Origin of the sequence: Saccharopolyspora shandongensis (assembly GCF_900106995.1) — a bacterium.
GTDB classification, from domain to species: Bacteria; Actinomycetota; Actinomycetes; order Mycobacteriales; family Pseudonocardiaceae; genus Saccharopolyspora; species Saccharopolyspora shandongensis.
Genome location: NZ_FNOK01000025.1, coordinates 40,084 through 57,646, shown reverse-complemented (window position 1 = coordinate 57,646; position 17,563 = coordinate 40,084). Strand labels below are relative to the sequence as shown.

The 17,563-nt window shown below is 71.9% G+C and carries 19 protein-coding genes; 6 read left to right on the top strand and 13 right to left on the bottom strand.

Features of this window, described 5'->3' with window-relative positions; translation table 11 throughout:
- Positions 1 to 69 precede the first annotated feature (69 nt).
- Together BLW84_RS24690 and purU are read left to right on the top strand one after the other, a co-directional pair.
- A complete protein-coding gene (locus tag BLW84_RS24690) occupies positions 70 to 810 on the top strand; it encodes a maleylpyruvate isomerase N-terminal domain-containing protein (RefSeq protein ID WP_093269403.1) in 741 nt (246 codons plus the stop codon).
- Positions 811 to 1,107: 297 nt separating this feature from the next.
- Positions 1,108 to 1,980 carry a formyltetrahydrofolate deformylase gene (gene purU, locus BLW84_RS24685; RefSeq protein ID WP_093269400.1) on the top strand — a complete coding sequence of 291 codons (873 nt, stop codon included), beginning with the start codon at positions 1,108 to 1,110 and terminating at the stop codon, positions 1,978 to 1,980.
- 195 nt (positions 1,981 to 2,175) lie between these two features.
- On the opposite strand, the gene BLW84_RS24680 is transcribed toward purU, so the two are convergent.
- The 7 genes from BLW84_RS24680 to BLW84_RS24650 form a co-directional block, all read right to left on the bottom strand.
- Entirely contained in the window at positions 2,176 to 2,724 is a 549-nt protein-coding gene (locus BLW84_RS24680; protein WP_093269397.1) for a YbaK/EbsC family protein, read from the bottom strand.
- A 42-nt stretch (positions 2,725 to 2,766) separates the two neighbouring features.
- On the bottom strand, positions 2,767 to 3,501 hold the full coding sequence (locus BLW84_RS24675; protein WP_093269395.1) for an alpha/beta fold hydrolase: 735 nt from the start codon (positions 3,499 to 3,501) through the stop codon (positions 2,767 to 2,769).
- A complete protein-coding gene (locus tag BLW84_RS24670) occupies positions 3,501 to 3,785 on the bottom strand; it encodes a DUF2516 family protein (protein ID WP_093269392.1) in 285 nt (94 codons plus the stop codon). The genes BLW84_RS24675 and BLW84_RS24670 overlap by 1 nt, the downstream gene beginning before the upstream one ends.
- A 48-nt stretch (positions 3,786 to 3,833) precedes the next feature.
- Positions 3,834 to 4,487 carry a hypothetical protein gene (locus BLW84_RS24665; protein WP_093269390.1) on the bottom strand — a complete coding sequence of 218 codons (654 nt, stop codon included), beginning with the start codon at positions 4,485 to 4,487 and terminating at the stop codon, positions 3,834 to 3,836.
- Positions 4,488 to 4,492: 5 nt separating this feature from the next.
- On the bottom strand, positions 4,493 to 4,897 hold the full coding sequence (locus BLW84_RS24660) for a helix-turn-helix domain-containing protein (protein WP_093269388.1): 405 nt from the start codon (positions 4,895 to 4,897) through the stop codon (positions 4,493 to 4,495).
- Positions 4,898 to 5,043: 146 nt separating this feature from the next.
- Complete coding sequence (locus BLW84_RS24655) at positions 5,044 to 5,430, bottom strand: VOC family protein (RefSeq protein ID WP_425441748.1); 387 nt, start codon at positions 5,428 to 5,430, stop codon at positions 5,044 to 5,046.
- 17 nt (positions 5,431 to 5,447) lie between these two features.
- Positions 5,448 to 5,672, bottom strand: a complete 225-nt coding sequence (locus tag BLW84_RS24650; RefSeq protein WP_093269385.1) for a hypothetical protein — start codon at positions 5,670 to 5,672, stop codon at positions 5,448 to 5,450.
- A gap of 98 nt (positions 5,673 to 5,770) precedes the next feature.
- Here BLW84_RS24650 and BLW84_RS24645 point away from each other — a divergent pair, with 98 nt between their 5' ends.
- On the top strand, positions 5,771 to 6,313 hold the full coding sequence (locus BLW84_RS24645; RefSeq protein ID WP_093269382.1) for a CGNR zinc finger domain-containing protein: 543 nt from the start codon (positions 5,771 to 5,773) through the stop codon (positions 6,311 to 6,313).
- 246 nt (positions 6,314 to 6,559) lie between these two features.
- On the opposite strand, the gene BLW84_RS24640 is transcribed toward BLW84_RS24645, so the two are convergent.
- The gene (locus BLW84_RS24640; RefSeq protein WP_093269576.1) at positions 6,560 to 7,768 is read right to left on the bottom strand and encodes a DUF445 domain-containing protein; all 1,209 of its coding nucleotides are present in this window, start codon (positions 7,766 to 7,768) and stop codon (positions 6,560 to 6,562) included.
- Positions 7,769 to 7,952: 184 nt separating this feature from the next.
- On the opposite strand from BLW84_RS24640, the gene BLW84_RS24635 reads away from it, so the two are divergent.
- Entirely contained in the window at positions 7,953 to 9,122 is a 1,170-nt protein-coding gene (locus BLW84_RS24635; protein WP_093269380.1) for a pyridoxal phosphate-dependent aminotransferase, read from the top strand.
- Between the two features lie 15 nt (positions 9,123 to 9,137).
- Here BLW84_RS24635 and BLW84_RS24630 read toward each other — a convergent pair whose 3' ends face one another.
- The 4 genes from BLW84_RS24630 to BLW84_RS24615 form a co-directional block, all read right to left on the bottom strand.
- Positions 9,138 to 11,759 carry a CHAT domain-containing protein gene (locus BLW84_RS24630; protein ID WP_093269378.1) on the bottom strand — a complete coding sequence of 874 codons (2,622 nt, stop codon included), beginning with the start codon at positions 11,757 to 11,759 and terminating at the stop codon, positions 9,138 to 9,140.
- Positions 11,756 to 12,229, bottom strand: a complete 474-nt coding sequence (locus BLW84_RS24625) for a hypothetical protein (protein WP_093269375.1) — start codon at positions 12,227 to 12,229, stop codon at positions 11,756 to 11,758. The genes BLW84_RS24630 and BLW84_RS24625 overlap by 4 nt, the downstream gene beginning before the upstream one ends.
- Positions 12,226 to 12,810 (bottom strand): RNA polymerase sigma factor, encoded by a 585-nt coding sequence (locus tag BLW84_RS24620; protein ID WP_093269574.1) that lies wholly within the window; start codon positions 12,808 to 12,810, stop codon positions 12,226 to 12,228. The genes BLW84_RS24625 and BLW84_RS24620 overlap by 4 nt, the downstream gene beginning before the upstream one ends.
- 87 nt (positions 12,811 to 12,897) lie before the next feature.
- Positions 12,898 to 14,022: a S8 family peptidase gene (locus BLW84_RS24615; RefSeq protein ID WP_245761349.1), complete on the bottom strand. Its 1,125-nt coding sequence runs from the start codon at positions 14,020 to 14,022 to the stop codon at positions 12,898 to 12,900.
- Positions 14,023 to 14,289: 267 nt separating this feature from the next.
- Here BLW84_RS24615 and BLW84_RS24610 point away from each other — a divergent pair, with 267 nt between their 5' ends.
- Positions 14,290 to 15,012, top strand: a complete 723-nt coding sequence (locus BLW84_RS24610) for a hypothetical protein (protein WP_143061094.1) — start codon at positions 14,290 to 14,292, stop codon at positions 15,010 to 15,012.
- Between the two features lie 249 nt (positions 15,013 to 15,261).
- Here the strand turns inward: BLW84_RS24610 and yczR are convergent, their stop codons facing one another.
- Positions 15,262 to 16,707, bottom strand: a complete 1,446-nt coding sequence (gene yczR / locus BLW84_RS24605; protein ID WP_093269370.1) for a MocR-like transcription factor YczR — start codon at positions 16,705 to 16,707, stop codon at positions 15,262 to 15,264.
- Positions 16,708 to 16,768: 61 nt separating this feature from the next.
- Here yczR and yczE point away from each other — a divergent pair, with 61 nt between their 5' ends.
- Positions 16,769 to 17,416: a membrane protein YczE gene (gene yczE, locus BLW84_RS47640; protein ID WP_177226667.1), complete on the top strand. Its 648-nt coding sequence runs from the start codon at positions 16,769 to 16,771 to the stop codon at positions 17,414 to 17,416.
- Positions 17,417 to 17,563: the final 147 nt, after the last annotated feature.

Genomic DNA, 17,563 nt, shown 5'->3' with positions numbered 1-17,563 from the left:
TCTGCGACCACTGATCTCGCGGCCCGCCGCCGGTACCCGCGACGGCGCCCGGATTCCTATTGTGGAGGCATGGCGAGCGACTTCTTGCACCGCGCATTCCGGGACCAGGCCGCGGCCTTCCGCGGCGCCGTGCTCCAGGCCGGGCCGAACGCCGAGGTCTCGACCTGCCCCGGCTGGGACGTCCGCAAGCTGGTCCAGCACCTCGCGCAGGCCTACGCGAGGGCGGAGCTCTCCCTGCACCTGGAGCCTGGCAGCGAGCGTCCCGAGGTCCCGCGACCGCCGGCCGAGTTCGACGACGTGGTCGCCTGGTGGGACGAGCGGCTGGCGATCCTGCTCCAGACGATTTCCACAATGGATCAGGATCGGCCCGTGCGGTCGCTCTTCCCCGGCGGCACGCCGCGGACCTGGATCCGGAGGATGGCGCACGAGACGGCGATCCACCGGCTCGACGCGGAGCATGCGCTCGCCGGGCTCGGCCCGGACCACGTGCACGAGCTGATCTTCGACCCGGAGCTGGCGGCCGACGGCATCGACGAGTTCCTGACCGCGCTGCTGCCCCTGGGCGACTGGGCTGAGCAGGAGAACGAAGGCAAGGTGCTCTTCCACGCTCCGGACGCGGGCCGCGCGTGGCTGGTCGAGTACCGGCCGGGTCGGCCGCCGCTGGTCGGGGCGCCGACCGACGCGGCGCTGGCGGTCGACGCGACGGTCGCGGGCACCGCGGACGCGGTGTTCCGGCGGGTCTGGGGCCGCCCGAGCACTGCCGTGGTCACCGGCGACGACGCCCTCGCAGCCCTCGCCGCCGGGCGCTGACGCCCGTGAGTGCCTTGGGGCGCTATGGCACCCCAATAGGGCGGGTTGTCGTCTTTGAAGCGGCGCAGCCGCGGGTTCTCAGGTGTCCTCTCGCGAGGACAGCCCCGGCGTGGTTGGAATTCATGATGTCGGGGATCCCACAACGGGTAGGCGCCTGAGATTCCGCTACCGGCACCGCCGCGCAACCGAGTAGCACGGCTATTGCACCCGAGCAGGCGAAATGATGACTCCTAGTGGGCGTCGTGTGGCTCGGCCTGTTGCCGGTACAGCCATTGCTACCTGCGATAATCACCGGCCGTGAGCCCTTCCGAACGCCGTTTCGTCATCAGCCTCGGGTGCCCGGACCGCACCGGGATCGTCGCCCGCATCGCGACCTTCATCGCCGAGCACGGCGGTTGGATCGTCGAGGCCGGCTACCACACCGACATCAACACCGGCTGGTTCTTCACCCGGCAGGAGGTCCGCGCGGACTCGCTGCCGTTCGGCATCGACGAGCTGCGCCGCCGGTTCGCCTCCGTCGCCGAGGAGCTCGGCAGCCGCACCGACTGGCGGGTGGCCGACACCGGCGAGCGGCGGCGCGTCGTGATCCTGGTGTCGAAGGAAGGCCACTGCCTGCACGACCTGCTCGGCCGCATCGGCTCCGGGGAGCTCGACGTCGACCTGCGCGCGGTGATCGGCAACCACCAGGACCTAGGCCCCATCACCGAGGCGCACGGCATCCCGTTCCACCACGTGCCGTTCGGCAAGGACCCGGACGCGAAGGCGGCGGCGTTCCGGGAGGTCCAGAAGCTGGTGGACGACCACGACCCGAACGCGATCGTGCTCGCCCGCTTCATGCAGGTGCTGCCGCCCGAGCTGTGCGAGGCGTGGGCGGGCCGGGCGCTGAACATCCACCACAGCTTCCTGCCGTCGTTCGCCGGGGCCCGCCCGTACCACCAGGCATACGAGCGCGGCGTGAAGCTCATCGGCGCGACGTGCCACTACGTGACCGCGGAGCTGGACGCGGGACCGATCGTCGAGCAGGACGTGATCCGCGTGGACCACACCGACGACGTGACGGACATGGTCCGCAAGGGCCGGGACGCCGAGAAGCTCGTGCTGGCCCGGGGCCTGCGCGCGCACCTCGAAGACCGGGTCCTGGTCCACGGCCGCCGCACCGTCGTCTTCTGATCCGACGCGGACCTTGCCCACCATCAGCCTGGTCCAGCGTGGACGAAAGTCGCGGCTTTCCGCGCCAGGGCAACGAATCAGGCAGCAGCCTGCGTCATGTCCACAGTGGCCTCCTGGCGCGGAAAGCACCCCGATCTCGCCCTCGGCCAACGCGCCGAGTCCGATGTGGACGGTGACGCCGGCGCGCGAGCCGGGTCAGCGACCGAGGCCCTCCAGGACCTCTGCGCCCGGAAGCCGGGCCAGGAGCTCGCCCGGCGTGATGATCTTGCTGCGCCGGACGCCGCTGCCGACGACCACGGCCGGGGCCGCGGCCACCTCGGAGTCCACCAGGATCGGCCAGTCGGCGGGCAGGCCGAACGGCGTGATCCCGCCGTACTCCATGCCGGTGAGCTGCACCGCGTCGTCCATCGGCGCGAACGACGCCTTGCGCACGTCCAGCCGCCGCTTGACCACGCCGTTGACGTCGGCGCGAGTCGTGGCCAGCACCACGCACGCGGCATAGCGGACCTCGCCGGCGCGCTTGCCCGCGACCACCACGCAGTTCGCCGACAGCTCCAGCGGCGAGCCGTACTTTTCGCAGAACGCGGCGGTGTCCGCCAGATCCGGGTCGATCTCGGTCACCCCGATCTGCTCGTCGTCGAGCTCGCGGACCGCGGCCGCGACCGGCTCGGCGAGCAGTTCGAGGCGCTCCAGCGCCGACGTGACGTCCAGCGTTCCTGCCGCCGCAGACCAATCAACACCCATGACCAGACAATACGAATCCCGCCTGGGCTGCCGGACGTGGGTTCAGCCGAGGAAGTCCACCAGCAGGCGGCGCAGCTCCCGGCGGTGCGTGAGCATCGGCGCCGGGGAGGGCAGGATCTCCAGCCGCGCGCGGGCGAAGGCCGCGGCCACCGCCTTGGCGACCTCGGCCGGGTGCAGCGGATCGTCGGTGGCGCCGACGACCAGCACCTCCGACCGGACACCGGCCAGCACGGCGGCATCTGGCACCGGAACCTGCTCCGGCAGCTCGCGCAGCGCGTCTTCCAGCCGCAGCAGCGCCTCAGCGCGGCGCTCGACGTAGTCGCCGACCTCCACGCCCTCGGGCAGGTCTGCGGCCACGGTCTCGCGCAACGTCTCGCCGCCGGCCGCGACCGCCGCCGCGAGCCGCTCGAACGCCCAGGTCGCGGCCACCTCGCGCGGCCTGTCCAGGGCGGCGGGCAACAGCAGCGCCAGCCGCTCGAACCGGTCCGGGTGCTCCGCGGCGATGCGCGTCAACGCGCCCGCTCCGAGCGAGACGCCGACGGCGCGGGTCGCCTCGACCTCGTCCGCCACGGCGAGGACATCCGCCGCGATCGAGGCGTAGTTCCAGTAGTCCGGCGGCGCGTCGTCGGCGCTGCCGTGACCCGGAAGCGCCAGGACGACGCGGGTGCCCGGCAGCCCGGAGGCCGGGATGCGGGCTTCTCCTTCGGTCGCGCCCAAACCGTGCACGACCAGCGTCACCGGGGTGCCACGGCCGTGCGCCGCCCAGCTAGCCCCCACTACCAGGACCGCCCCTGGATTTCCTTCACCTTGGGCCGGACGTCGACGAGGTAGACCAGCGAGGCGACCAGCCCGGCGATCCAGATGATCGTGAACGGTCCCATCGTGCTGAAGATCAGCACCAGCGCGGCGGCACCCGTGATGCCCATCCAGGCCAGCTTGTTCAACTTGTCCACGGCGGTGAAGGCGTCCGCGCGCTGCGACGCCGCGTGCACGAAAGCGAAAACCCCGACCGGGATGCCCGCAATCCAGATGATCGTCAGGATCCAAAGCGCCAGCTCCACACGCCCACCCTACGTGGTCGCCGGCGCCGTGGTCACCCTGCCGGACCGTCAGCTCTCGCTGGACTTGCTGGTCGAGGACTTCTTCGCGTCGGTCGGCTTGGTCGTGGTCTTGCGGGTGGTGGTCCGCGCGGCCGTGGTCTTCGCGGCGGGCTTCGCAGCCGGCTTGGCGGCGGGCGCCTCGGCCTCCGGCTCGGCGGCCTTCTTCGGCTCCTCGGCGGCCTCTTCCTCGGCCTTGCCGAACGGGCGGCTGACCTTGCCCAGCACGTCGTCGGCCAGGTCGCGGACCTCGTCGACGGTGTCCTCGACCTTGCCCTGCGCGGTGCCCACCTGGTCCCAGACCTTCTTGACCTGCGGCTGGTCCTGCAGCCGGTGCAGCGTCTCCTCGCCGCGCTCGGCCAGGTAGTCGTAGAGGTTCTTCGCGGTCTGGCTGTAGGCGTCGACGCGCTTGCGCAGCTCGGCCGGGTCGAACTTGTCGCGCAGCTCACCGAAGTCGCCGGGCAGTTCCTGGCGCGCAGCCTCGGCGCGCTCGTTGAGCTGGGTGCGGACCTTGTTGACCGCCTCCACCAGGGCCTGGGCGGCGAGGTCACCGGCGCCGAGCGCGGCGAGCAGCGGGGTGCGGGCCTGCTCGACGGCCTCGCCCAGGGCGTGCGCGGCCTGCTCGCGCACCTTGTTCACGTCGTCGGTCTTCGGGAAAGCCGGCATGGCGGTCACTCCTCGGGTTGCTCGGTGTCCCCGTCCGCTGCGGTGTCGTGTTCCCGCCGGAACGAGGCGTAGATGTCCAGAAGCACTTGTTTCTGCCGCTCGTTGAGCTCCGGGTCGGCGAGGATCGCGTCCACCACCGGCCCGCTCTCGCGGCGCTCCAAGATCCCGGCCTGCACGTAGAGCGCTTCGGCGGAGATCCGCAGCCCCTTGGCTATCTGCTGCAGGATCTCCGCGCTGGGCTTGCGCAGCCCGCGCTCCACCTGGCTCAGGTAGGGATTCGACACGCCGGCGAGCTTCGCCAGCTGCCGCAACGAGATCTGGGCGTTGTTGCGTTGCGTCCGGATGTAGCTGCCGAGGTCGCTGACCGCCTGGTTGACGGCCTTGTTGACGGCTTTGTCCACGCGTTCCATCGGGCTAGCACCTTTCCGGTCACCAACCACGATACGCATGAGTGCTAACTCTTGCAAGCACTCTGCTTGCACCCGATCGGGTCCTACCCGACGACAGCGCGGCGGCCTCGCCGTCGCTGCCATCGACGGCGAGGCCGCAGACGCGATCAGCCCTGCGGGGCGCACAAGCAGAACGGGTGCCCGGCCGGGTCGGCGTAGACGCGCCAGCTCGCGCCCTGCTGGTCGGGCGGCTGCGGCAGGGGCGTCGCACCCGCCGCGATCGCCTGCTCGTGCCCCTCCGCGAGCGTCGACACCCTGATGTCCAGGTGCATCATCTGCGGCACCTCCCGGCTCGGCCAAGTCGGCGGCCGATAGCCCGGGTCCCGCTGGAAGCCCAGCCCCGCACCGCCGGCCGGGTCCGCGAGCTCAACCCAGTCGTCCTCGGTCTCCGATTCGTCGATCTCCCAGCCCAGCAACCGCCCGTAGAACTCAGCCAGCGCCCGCGGGTCCGGGCAGTCGATCGCGAAGGCGACCAAACGCAAGGTCGTCGTCATCGTCATCCCTCTCGTCATCAGTTGAGGCAGCCACGCGGAGCCGGACCGGGATCCACCGCGGCGCCGGGTCTCAGCGCCGCCGTCGCCGAGGCCCACCAGTTGGCGAACCGGTCGAGCCACGCGGGACGGAGCCGGCCCTCTTCCTTCAGCGCCCGGTCGATCTCGGCACCGCGGGCAGCGCACGCAGTCAGCTCGCGACTGCTCTCGGAGTACCCGTACGACTCGATCTGGATCGGATTCACCGCCACACTCCAACCTGTCAAACACGTTCACCGGTTACTAACCGGTGTAATGATTGTGTTGGTTACATGAGGCCGGCACAACCCCCTATTGGCTTACGATGGTGTTCGTGAACAGCAGAGCTGTCGCTCCGGTGGTGGATCGCCCGTCGGCCCTGGAGGGCGTCGAACTCGACTTCGACCACGACATCGAGCTGGTCCTGGCCTTCCTGAACACCTGCGACGCCGAGAAGGGCACCGAGATCCTGGACGATCCCGGGCAGTGGCAGCAGTGGTGCATCGACCAGGGCCTCGGCAAGGCGCCGGGCGTCGACGCCGCGCGGGAGATCCGGGACGCCATGCGCACCGCGGTGTCCTGCAGCGTCCGACCGCAGGCGGGTTTCGAAACGGCCTGGCCGGTCCAGGTCCGGTTGCACAACGGCGTTCCGACGCTGACCGGCGGCGACGCGATCGGGAGCGTGCTGGTAGCCGCGGCCAGGCTGGTGCACACCGGGCGCTGGGACCGGATCAAGATCTGCCCGGCCGACGACTGCCTGTGGGCGTTCTACGACCGCTCCCGCAACCGCTCCCGCACCTGGTGCTCGATGCGCGTGTGCGGCAACCGCGAGAAGGCCCGCTCCTGGCGGGAACGCCACACCAGCTGAAGAGCTCGTTTCCAGGCTCGTTTTGGGTAGCGGTGCGGGTGGCGGACCCTCAGATGCCTTCTCGCTGTGGGATCCCCGACCTCATGAATGCCAATTCACCACGTCGGGGCTGTCCTCGCGAGAAGACCCCTGAGAACCCGCGGCGGTGCAAGCTGCGTAGGTGGGCTAAGCGCCTCCGGCGCTTCAAAGACAACAACCCGCCCTCCCGCACCGCATCCCGAACAGCATCTGAACCACCGGCGGCGCTCAGAGGAACAGCTGGGAGAGGGTGTAGATCAGCAGTCCGGCGAGGGCGCCGACCACGGTGCCGTTGATGCGGATGAACTGCAGGTCGCGGCCGACCTGGAGCTCGATCTTGCGGGACGTCTCCTGCGCGTCCCAGCGCTCCACCGTCTCGGTGATCAGCGTGGTCAGCTCGTCGCGGTAGTTGGACACCACGTACACCACGGCGCCCTCCAGCCAACCGTCCACCTTGGACTGCAGCTCCGGCTCCTCGACCAGCCGGCGGCCGAGCGAACGCAGCCCTTCGCGCACCCGCACCCGCAGCTCGCTCGACGGGTCCTCGGCCGCGTCGAGCAGCATCTTCTTGGCGGTGCCCCACGCCGAGGAGACGAGGTTCTGCACCTCCGGGTGCTCCAGCACCTGCTGCTGGATCTGCTCCGCCTTGGCCATCGTCTTGGGGTCGTTCTGCAGGTCGTCGGCGAACTCCACCAGGAAGCGGTCGACGGCCTTGCGCATCGGGTGCTCCGGGTCGGTCTTGACCGCCCACGCGAACGACAGCACCTCGGCGTAGATCTTGTCCGCCACGATGGCGTCGAAGAACTTCGGCGACCACGACGGCGCGCGCTGGCTGACCACGCGCAGCACGGTTTCGTGGTTGTCCCGCACCCAGTCGTATGCCCGGTCGCAGATCAGGTCGACGAGCTTGTGGTGCGAACCGTCGGCGAAGACCTGGCCGAGGATCCGGCCCAGCGGCGGCCCCCAGGGCTGGGCGAGCACCTTGCGCACGACCGCCTGCTCCAGCACGGCCTGCACGTCCTCGTCCCGCAGCACCTGCACGGCGCCGCGCACCGCCGTGGCCAGCTCCGAAGTGACCCGCTCGGCGTGGTCGGCGTCGTCGAGCCAGCCGCCGAGGCGGCGGCTGACCTCCGCGCGGCGCAGCTTGTCCCGGACCACCTGCTCAGCCAGGAAGTTCGAGCCGACGAAGTCGCCGAGGCTGCGGCCGATCATGTCCTTGCGCGTCGGGATGATCGCGGTGTGCGGGATCGGCAGGCCCAGCGGCCGCCGGAACAGCGCGGTGACCGCGAACCAGTCCGCCAGCGCACCGACCATGCCCGCCTCGGCCGCGGCCCGCACGTACCCCACCCAGGCACCGGCGCCGGCGTTCTCCTGCCAGCGGGCGATCACGTAGATCAGGGTCGCGACCAGCAGGAACCCGCCGGCCACCGCCTTCATCCGCCGCAGGCCACGGCGCTTGTCACTGTCGGAATCCGCTGTCGGCTGCACATACCGATTGTGGCAGCGCCCGACGAGCACCGACGCGACACGGCGATCCGGCAGCGGCAGGAGGCCGCCAGTCCCGACCACAGCGCGAGACGACCGAGCGTCGCACCCGTGTTTTCGACTACCCTGCGGAAACGTGCGTACTCCTGCCCTCACCAGCCGGTTGCGGCCCTTCACGTCCACGATCTTCGCCGAGATCACCGAGCTCGCCCGGCGGACGGGCGCGGTCAACCTCGGGCAGGGCTTCCCGGACACCGACGGTCCCGCGGGCATGCTGCGCGTCGCGCAGGAGGCCATCGCCAACGGCGTCAACCAGTACCCGCCGGGTGCCGGCGAGCCGGACCTGCGGGCCGCGATCTCCGAGCACCGCCAGGCGCGCTATGGCATCGAGCACCGCCCCGAGGACGAGGTGCTCGTCACCGTCGGCGCGACCGAGGCGCTGACGGCCGCGATGCTCGCCCTGGTCGAGCCCGGCGACGAGGTGGTGCTCGTCGAGCCGTACTACGACTCCTACCCGGTCGCCATCGCGATGGCCGGCGGGGTGCGCCGCACCGTCGCGCTGCGGCAGGGCCCCGACCACCGCTTCGAGCTCGACGTCGAGGCACTGCGCGCCGCCGTCGGGCCGCAGACCCGCGCCCTGGTGCTGAACTCGCCGCACAACCCGACCGGCACCGTGTTCACCGATGCCGAGCTGGCCGTGATCGCCGAGGTCTGCCGCGACAACGACGTGATCGCCATCACCGACGAGGTCTACGAGCACCTGATCTTCGACGGCCGCCAGCACCGCCCGCTGGCCACCCTGCCCGGCATGGCCGAGCGGACGCTGTCGATCTCCAGCGTCGGCAAGAGCTTCAGCGCCACCGGCTGGAAGATCGGCTGGATCTGCGGTCCGGCCGAGCTCGTCGCCGCCGTTCGCGCGGCCAAGCAGTTCATGACCTTCGTCGGCGGCGCGCCGTTCCAGCCCGCCGTCGCGCACGCCCTGCGCAACGAGCTCGACTGGGTCGAGCGGTTGCGCGAGGACCTCCAGCGCAAGCGGGACCGGCTCGCCGGCGGGCTGACCGAGGCGGGCTTCGACGTGCTCGCCAGCGAGGGCACCTACTTCATCTGCGCCGACGTCCGGCCGCTGGGCTTCGCGGACGGCGCCGAGCTGTGCCGCTCGCTGCCGGAGCGGATCGGGCTCGCCGCGATCCCGGTGCAGGTCTTCTGCGACAACCCGGAGGACGCCAAGCACCTGGTGCGGTTCGCCTTCTGCAAGCGCGACGAGGTCTTGGACGAAGCGATCCGGCGCCTCCACAAGCTCCGCTGACGCGGCACGTTCCGGTCATCGACCACCTCCGTATCCGAGGCAGACGAATCCGGTTTCGCCGTGCTCCGCTTGGGCTTCCGCCAGCGCCGCAGCGGCGGGACGGCCCGCGCGGAGCGCGCGGTGCAGCGACGTCATCACGCCTGCCGTGCGCTCGTCCGGCACCGGCACGACGCTGGCGATCACTGTCGCGGTGCCGCGCCCGAGGAGCGTGGTCGCCAGGCCGCTGAGCTGGTCGCCCCGGCTGACCGCCGACCGGCCCACGTCGCAGGCCGACAGCACCACCGTGGTGGGGCCGCGATGCAGCCGGTCCAGGTCGTAGGCGTACAGCGGCCCGTCGGCGAGATCCACGCACGACAGCAGCGGTTGGTCGTCCCGGAACCGGCCGTGCGCGGCGATGTGCACGATCGCCGCCCCGTCCACAGTGGATAGGATCCGCTCCGAGATCGCCTCGGCGCCCACCAGCAGTCGCCCGCCCGCGACCGCGTGCAGACCTTCGACCTCCCGCTCCGCGTGCTCCAGGCCAGGGCCCGCGATCCACACCGGCGCACCGGCCCGATCCGCGCTCCGCGAATCCGATGCACCGCGCAACCAGCACCGCAACGACGGGCTCGCGGTCACACTGCGGCCGCGGCACTCCGGCAGCGCCGCCCACGGCAGCACGTGCAGGCGTCCGGTCGGGATCACGACGAGCGGCCGACCTCGTTCGAGCGCGGGCAGCACCGGCGCGAGCAGCTGCGCCTGCAACTCCTCCGCCTCGCGGCGCGCGCGCATCTCGAAGACCGGCGCTGCGCTCGGCGCGGTGCCCACCGCCTGCCGCGCGAGCAAGTGCCGGAGCCGGGCCGCGTGGCCTTCCGCATTCGCCTCCGGACCGAGCACGTGCAGCCGCACATCACCATCCACAATGGACACCGCGAACAACCGATCGCCATGGGAAAAGAGGCTGAGCAGCACCGAATCGCCGAGCTCCGCGATGACGTCGTCGATGCCTCCGGGCGCCCGGAGGCCGCTGGTGCGGCCGCGCACCAGCATCGCGCGGTGGCGCACCAGCTCTTCCAGCTCCGCGATCGTGGCCAGCGCGCGCTTCGGGTCGCGGCTGCCCTGCGCTTCCAGCACCGCAGCGCGCAGCCGCACCAACGCGGAGTTCAGCCTCGAATCCGTCGGCGGCCGCAGGACCCGGCGGTGCAGCGCGCTGCACCTCGACCGCTCCGTCCAGCGCAGGACCAGCCGCGGATCACCGGTGCGGAGCGCGGCGCCGACCGCGACGTCGCCCAGCTCGCCCGCCAGGCCGAGCGCGTGCACCCGCAGTTCGAAGGCCGCCATCCCGGCCGCTTGGCCGTCAACGGCCTGCAACCCGCCCCGGCACGCCGCGAACACCCGGTCCACGTCACCGTCCTGATCAGCCAGCAGCGCTTCGGCCAGCCACCCCAGCGCCCGATGTTGCGGAGGCCCCGAAAGCTCGTCGCGCAGCGGGACGCACAGCGCGAAAAGCTTGCGGGACAACGCGTGCATCCCGGCGCGGGCAGCACTCCGACCGGCGATGAGCCGCAGCTCTGCCGCAGGTCCGATCCACCCGGCCTCCTCGCACGCGGCGGCGGCTCGCCGCGCGGCCCCGAACGCGTAGCGGGAGCACTGGCCGCCACGCAGCTTCGCCTGCCACGCGATGGCCGTCGCCAACGCCGCCCACGCCGGGCGCCGCTGCGCGCGGAACAACCGCCGTGCGCTGCCTGCGGCCTCGGCGGCCGCAACCGCATCGCCGTCGCGCAACGCGCAGCCCGCCAGCGCCAGCCTGGTTTCGGCGAGTCGGCCGGCCCGGCCGCAGGCGGCCAACCGGTCGGCCGCCTGCTTCATCGCCGCGCGGGCCTCCCCGCTCAACCCGGCCGCCGCCAACGCCTCCGCCCGATCGACCAGCGCCTCCGGGTTCGACTCGACGTCCAGCCCGGCGGCCACCGCCTCCTCGAACAGCCTCAGCGCACGCGGCAGATCACCGGCCCGGAACGCGACGCAACCGCGGTTGTGCAAGCAGCCCGCCGCCCGCGCGGTCCTGCCGTCCGACGCGAAAACCCGTTCCGCGGCGGCAAGATCCGCCTCCGCGGCGGCCAACCTGTTGGTGTACAGGTTCGCCAGGCCACGCCCCAGCAACGCGTTCGCCCGCCAGCGCCGGTCGTCGCCCGCCGACAGGCTCCGCAATGCCCGGCTCAGCTCCGCTATCGCCTCGTGGTGCTGGTCGCTCTGGCAGTGCAGGAGGCCGCGCAGGCAGGCCGCCCTGGTCTGGTCCGCAGCCGGCAGCGACGGCTCCGCCGCCACCAGCTGCGCCCAGCTCGCGCTCGTCGCACCGCGCTCCATCTCGATCCACGCGAGCGTGAGCCGCAGCTGCGCGGCCCGCTCCGGCTGCCCGGTCCGGTTCGCCGCGGCCAACCCGAGGCGCGCGTGCCGCTGCGCCTGCCGCACCTTCCCGCGCTCGACCGCGGCGAGCGCCGCGATGTGCCGGGCGAGCACCCTCAACTCCGCGTCGCCGGTGCCCGACAGCAGTTCCTCCGCCTTGCGCATGGCCGTGTCCGGTTCCGTGCCGGCGTTGTCCCGCCACCACAGCGCCGCGGTGATCTCATCCGGCGGTGCCACCGCCGTCCCGGCGCTCAACAGACCAGCCAATCGGCGACTGCGGGCGCCGACCGGAGCGGCCGGAACACCACGCTGATCGGGCCGCGGGGCACGTCGGCCACCCGGAACGCGCCGTGTTCGTCCAGCGGGCCCGCGCATTCCCCGGCCGGATGGCGGAGCACGACCTCGCCCGCCGGCGCGGCGTGGCCCGCCCGGTTCAGCACCATCCCGGACGCCCGGTACTGGCCGGCCACGGTCGGCACCAGGTCGATCTCCAGCACCCGGCCGGGCATCGCGAAGGTCAGCACCCTCGGCTCCGGCCGCCCGGACCGGACCCTCGCCGACGACTCCGCCGAGTCGCCGACGAGCTCCAACGCCACCCGGTCCAGGTGCGGCGAGCGCCGCGCCATGGCCGAGTACGCGCCCGCCAGGGCGTGCTCTGGAACCGGGTCGCAGGACTGGAAAATCTCGCGCAAGCGCCGCAGCTCGGACGGCATCCACCGGCTCATCCCGCCACCTCCTCGGGGATGTCGCCGGCCAGCATGAGCCGCCGCAGCTCCGCCAGGCAGCGGCTCTTCTTCGGCCCGATCGTCCCCCTCGGCATCCCCAATGCCTGGCTGACCTGGGAATAGGTCGTCTCCGGCGCGACCGCCAGCACCCGCAGCAACTGCTGGCAGCGCTGCGGCAGTTGGGCGAACGACTGCGCCAGCCGCGAACTCGTCATGGCCCGCAGCACCTTGTGCTCCGGGTCCTCCGCGTGGTCCGGCGGCCCTAGATCGCCGGAATCCAGCCCGACGGGCGATTCCCGCCGCCTCGCCCGGCGCAACCGCATCGCCTCGCGCCGCGCGGTGGTCACCAGCCACCCGGACAGCGACTCCGGTTCGCGCAGCCGCCCCAGGTTCTCCGCCAGCAGCAACCAGGTGGCCTGGTAGATGTCCTCGGCGTCCGCGTTGTTCGTCGTGAACGCCCGCGACACGCCCCAGACCACCGGGGCGTTGCGGTCCACCAGTTCCTGCCACGCCTGCTGATCACCGGATGCCGCGCGGCGCAACAGCACCGCCGACGTCCGGGCCTCCCCGACCTCGTGCACGACCAAGCACCTCTCCCCGTTCGGCGATCTTCGTCCTCCCGCGTAATAAGAGGAAGCAGAGGTGCTCCTAGATTCACTTCGCGCCGATTACCGCTCGAACGGGTAACGCCGACGAGCAAGATCGCGTGCCTCGTTCGGATTCAGGCCGTCCCGCAACGCGTTCGCAGCGGCGGCGGCCACCTGCGGCGCGGCGAACGACGTCCCGCTCCAGCGCGCGTAGCCGAATCGACGATCGCCGCCGGGAGCCATCCGCACGAAGCTGCTCGCCACGTCCACCCCGGGCGCGGCGGCGTCGACCCACGGCCCGGAATTGGAGAACCCGGCGACCGCGCCGTCGGCCCCGGTCGCCGCCACCGCGACCACCGAAGGCAACGCCGCGGGCCAGAACGGCCTGGTCTGCGCGTGGTTCCCAGCGGCGGCGACAACGACCGTGCCCGGCCAGTTGCGCAGCTCCTCGCGCAGGATCGGCGGGCACTCATCGTCCGCGGTGTGACAGCCGGCGGTCAGCACGACGACACCGATGCGTTCGCCGCGCGCTTCGGCCGACCGCCGCAACGAACGAAGCCCGGTCGCGACGGTGCAGTCATCGGTGAACCCGAGCGACGAAAGCACCCGACGCGCCCGGATCACCGCGCCCGGCGCGTGTTGCAGCACCACGCCGCTGACGAACGTGCCGTGCCCGGCCTGGCGGTCCTGACCCGCGTCGCCGTCGGCGTCCAGCTCCTCCGGCACGGCCTCGAACCACGGCCGGTCCCGGAACCACGGGTGCGGGTCGCACCCGGTGTCCAGCACCCCGACCACGACCAGCGGATCCCACTGTCTCGCGGGCGGTTCCGGAAGCGGCGGGCCAGCCTGCGCATCCGCCCCGGTTCCCCACATGACAGGCATCCCGTACATGATCGAGCAGCCGAAGTGCACGTGGTTGGCGGCGACACCGGCCTCCCGGGCGAGATCGACGCACCGATCCCGCTCCGCGCCCCGCAACCGCACCCTGGCCAGCAGCAGATCGTCGTCGTGCTGCACGTCGTCGACCCATCGGCGGTACCGCTCGAGCACCGGATCCAGGACGCTCGCCGGAGCGATGAGCTCGCCCCGCCGAACCAGGCATTCACCGCTACCGCCGGGATCGTGCAGCAGCAGATCGTGCCCGTGGGAAGCCCAGAACTCTTGGAGTTCACCGATGCTCAACCGGATTTCACGCCCTTGATCCACAACGGACACTGTGCCGGGCACCCGATCTGTCCACTGCGGACACGCCGCCGCCCGCCGCCGACCTCACCCGGACGACGCCGCCGGAGATCTTTGCCAGTCGCCCGATTCCGTGGAGAATGCGAGTACGACCGCCGCACTCGTCGCGGTCGGTGCCCCGAAACCGCCACCTCAGGTGGTTGAATGCTCGTACCGCGCCGATCACCCCGGCGCACCCGACGCCAGCGCCGCGCCCGGCCGCGCGGACCCGACCGACAGGCGGTGGTGACCGTGACGGGAGCCTGCGCGCAGCGCAGTCCCTGGTCGCGGCTCCGCGCGCTCGCGACGCGGGCGGTGTTCATCGGCGGCCTGGGCATCGGCGGGTGGCTCGGCACCACCAGCGCCGCCGATGCCGTCGAGCTCGATCCGCCCCTGATCGAGGTGGAGCACGCCGTCGTCGACGCGGTGGCGAAGCCCGAAGCCGAGCTCGATCCGGTTGCGCGGCCCGTGGTCGAACCGACCGAACCGGCAGCGCCCGCGATCGAACCACCCCGAATCGACCGCCCGGTTTCGCCGATCGGCGAAACCGACCGGCCCACCGCCATCGCCGACGACCCCGATGACGTCCCACCGGCTCCGGCGGTGTTCGCGCCACCACCGCACCAGCACGCCGCCGCGCCGGCCACCGGCGACCGGGCGGCTCCGCTGCCGAAGCGGTCGCCGGTACCCACCACGGCCGCCCGGACCCTCCCGGAGCCCCGGGCCCCGGACGCGCCTTCCCCGTCCCGCATCACGCCACCGACCAGCCCGGCGCCGGAATCACCGGCGCCCCCGGCACCGGCCACGTCGCTGTCCGCAGGAACGACCTCCTGGGGCGGCGGGCTGCGAGGTCAGCTGGCGATCCTGCCGACCGGACCCGACCAGGTCGGATCGGCGAGCGCCGGCGTCGCCCACCCGGAAGACCGGCCGGCGACCGGCGTCCCGTCATTCGAACCATCGACGTCGCCCGACTGACGCTGCACCGAGCCGCTCCGGCGGCAATCCTGGGGAAACGTTCGCACCCACCAGCTCCGAGCCGGCCGTCTGCGCCCGGCCGGATCGGAATCGGGGCGCCCCGGCCTATCCCCGGCAAAGTCGGTGACCTGCCGGAAAACCGAGGACTGGGCCCCCGGAGCCCCGGTGCCGCAATGCCCCTGCGGCACCGGGGCGGCACGAACCGTCCGTCGGCACGACGAGGGGCCGTGCCGACGGGCGGTCAGCCGTTCAGGCGAGCGGCGCCGTCAGGGCGGTCGGGCCGGGCCCGTCCGGCATCGACGACGACGCCGTCGCGAGACGGCGGATCGCCTCTTCCAGCTGATCGCCCGGCAACGTGTACGGGACGCGCATCCAGCGCTCCAGCGAACCGTGCACCGAGAAGCGCACCCCCGGCGCCACCCGCACGCCGTGCTGCTCCGCAGCCACCGAGAGCCTGCTGCTGACTGGCGCGCCGATGTCGCACCACAGCGAAAGGCCACCGTCCGGAACGCGGAAGCGCCAGTGCGGCAGGTGTTCGCGCAGGGCCGCGATGAGGTGGTCGCGGCGCTCGATCGACTCGGCGCGCCGACGCTCCAGCAGCCGGTCGGCGTCCCGCAGCAGCTCCGCCAGCACCAGCTGTTCGAGAATCGGGCTGCCGAGGTCCACGGCGGCGCGGCCGACCACCGCGCGCTGCACGAAGTCTTCGGACGCCCGGATCCAGCCGAGCCGGAGCCCGCCCCAGAACGACTTGCTCGCCGACCCGACCAGCAGCGCCCGATCGGTGAACGAGGCCATCGGCAGCGGCGCCTGGTCGCCGGTCAGGTCGATCTCGGCGAGCGTCTCGTCGATGACCGCAGTGGTGCAGGTGCGCGCCAGCTCCCGGGCGAGCCGCGCCCGGCCGTCCGCATCCAGCCGGATTCCGGTCGGGTTGTGGAAGTCCGGGATCAGGTACGCCAACCTCGGCGAGGTCTGCCGCAGGCTCGCGGCCAGCAACTCCAGGTCCCAGCCTTCCTCGACCATCGGCACCGCCACCGGGGCGACGTTGAGCCCGCGGATCGCCTCCAGCGCGTTCGGGTACGTCGGGTGCTCCACGAGCACCCGCTCGCCTGGCGACACCAGCATCCGGAGCAGGAGGGCGAAGCCGTGCTGCGCGCCACTGGTGACGAGGATTTGATCCGGGTTGGTCGGTAGTCCCCGCTTCGCGTAGCGCTCGGCGATCCGTTCGCGCAGCTCCGGCAGCCCGTGCGGCTGGTAGCCGTGGCCGGACAGCTGCTCGGCGAACCGCAGCCGCGCCTGATCCACCGCGGCGCACAGCTCCGGCGGCGCGCTCGGCGTGGCCTGCGCGAGGTTCAGCACCTCGCTGTCCGCGGCCGGGAACCACCCGCCGTGGGATTCGTTGTCGCGTTCCCGGTCCGGCAGCTTCACCCACGACCCGGCGCCGCGCCGACTGGCCGCGAAACCTTCTTCGCGCAGCCGGTCAAGCGTGCGCGCGACCAGCGTCCGGCTGACCCCGAGGGCGTCGGCGAGGTCGCGTTCTGCGGGCAGCTTGGTGCCCGGCGGCAGTCGCCCGTCCAACGCCAGCTGCCGCAGCGCCGCGGCCAACGCCTGGGAGGACGGGCGCGCCGTGCCGTGCCAGGAACCGAGCAACTCGACGAGCTTGTGGCCGTGGATGTGCGCGGACGGAGTGAAGGACATGTGACCAATATAGTTCAACTGGCTATCGACTTTAAGTCCAATCACAGGCTAGAAAGTCCACATGGCGTCGAAATCGGCACTAGTGGATCTCTCCCCGCTACCGATCCGCACCCGGCCGCTGCTCCGGTTCGGGCAGCTCTTCGGCGGCCTGGCGCTCTTCGGCGCCAGCATGGGGTTCATGGTGCGGGCCCAGCTCGGCCTCGACCCGTGGGACGTCCTGCACGAGGGCCTGTCCGAGCGGCTCGGCTGGAGCTTCGGGGCGGTCACCGCGCTGACCGGCGTGGCGGTGCTGCTCGCCTGGCTTCCGTTGCGGCAGCGGCCCGGCATCGGCACGGTCGCCAACGTGGTGGTCATCGCGTTCGCGGTGGACATCACACTCGCCGTGACACCACCGGTCGACGCGCTACCGGGGCAAATCTCGCTGATGGTCGCGGCCATCGTGCTCAACGGCATCGCGACGGCGGTGTACGTCGGCGCGCGGCTCGGCCCGGGCCCGCGGGACGGCCTGATGACCGGCCTGCACGCCCGCACCGGCTGGTCGGTGCGCCTTGTCCGCACCGCGATCGAGCTCAGCGTCCTCGCCGCCGGATGGCTGCTGGGCGGCACTGTGGGCGTCGGCACCGTGCTCTACGCGTTGGCCATCGGGCCGCTGACCCAGTTCTTCCTCCGCTTCGCGGCGGTCCGGGAGAAAAAAGATCTCTGCCCCTAGAGACATCTCGGATACCACGAAGTAGCATGGACGCCGTCCACCTGACCCCCAGGGGTGGACCTTGACGCCCCCGCACTCCCGGTAACCCCCAGGCCGGTTGAGCGCGGGGGCGTCCCTACGTCTCAGAGCCATCAGGGCTGTTCAGAT

Excerpts from the sequence above, each read along its gene's own strand:
- BLW84_RS24690 (WP_093269403.1), top strand. The coding sequence starts at position 70 with ATGGCGAGCGACTTCTTGCACCGCGCATTCCGGGACCAGGCCGCGGCC.
- BLW84_RS24680 (WP_093269397.1), bottom strand. The coding sequence starts at position 2,724 with ATGGGTGTTGATTGGTCTGCGGCGGCAGGAACGCTGGACGTCACGTCG.
- BLW84_RS24665 (WP_093269390.1), bottom strand. The coding sequence starts at position 4,487 with ATGCCGGCTTTCCCGAAGACCGACGACGTGAACAAGGTGCGCGAGCAG.
- BLW84_RS24660 (WP_093269388.1), bottom strand. The coding sequence starts at position 4,897 with ATGGAACGCGTGGACAAAGCCGTCAACAAGGCCGTCAACCAGGCGGTC.
- BLW84_RS24655 (WP_425441748.1), bottom strand. The coding sequence starts at position 5,430 with ATGACGACGACCTTGCGTTTGGTCGCCTTCGCGATCGACTGCCCGGAC.
- BLW84_RS24645 (WP_093269382.1), top strand. The coding sequence starts at position 5,771 with ATGGTGTTCGTGAACAGCAGAGCTGTCGCTCCGGTGGTGGATCGCCCG.
- BLW84_RS24640 (WP_093269576.1), bottom strand. The coding sequence starts at position 7,768 with ATGAAGGCGGTGGCCGGCGGGTTCCTGCTGGTCGCGACCCTGATCTAC.
- BLW84_RS24625 (WP_093269375.1), bottom strand. The coding sequence starts at position 12,229 with ATGAGCCGGTGGATGCCGTCCGAGCTGCGGCGCTTGCGCGAGATTTTC.
- yczR (WP_093269370.1), bottom strand. The coding sequence starts at position 16,707 with ATGTCCTTCACTCCGTCCGCGCACATCCACGGCCACAAGCTCGTCGAG.
- yczE (WP_177226667.1), top strand. The coding sequence starts at position 16,769 with ATGGCGTCGAAATCGGCACTAGTGGATCTCTCCCCGCTACCGATCCGC.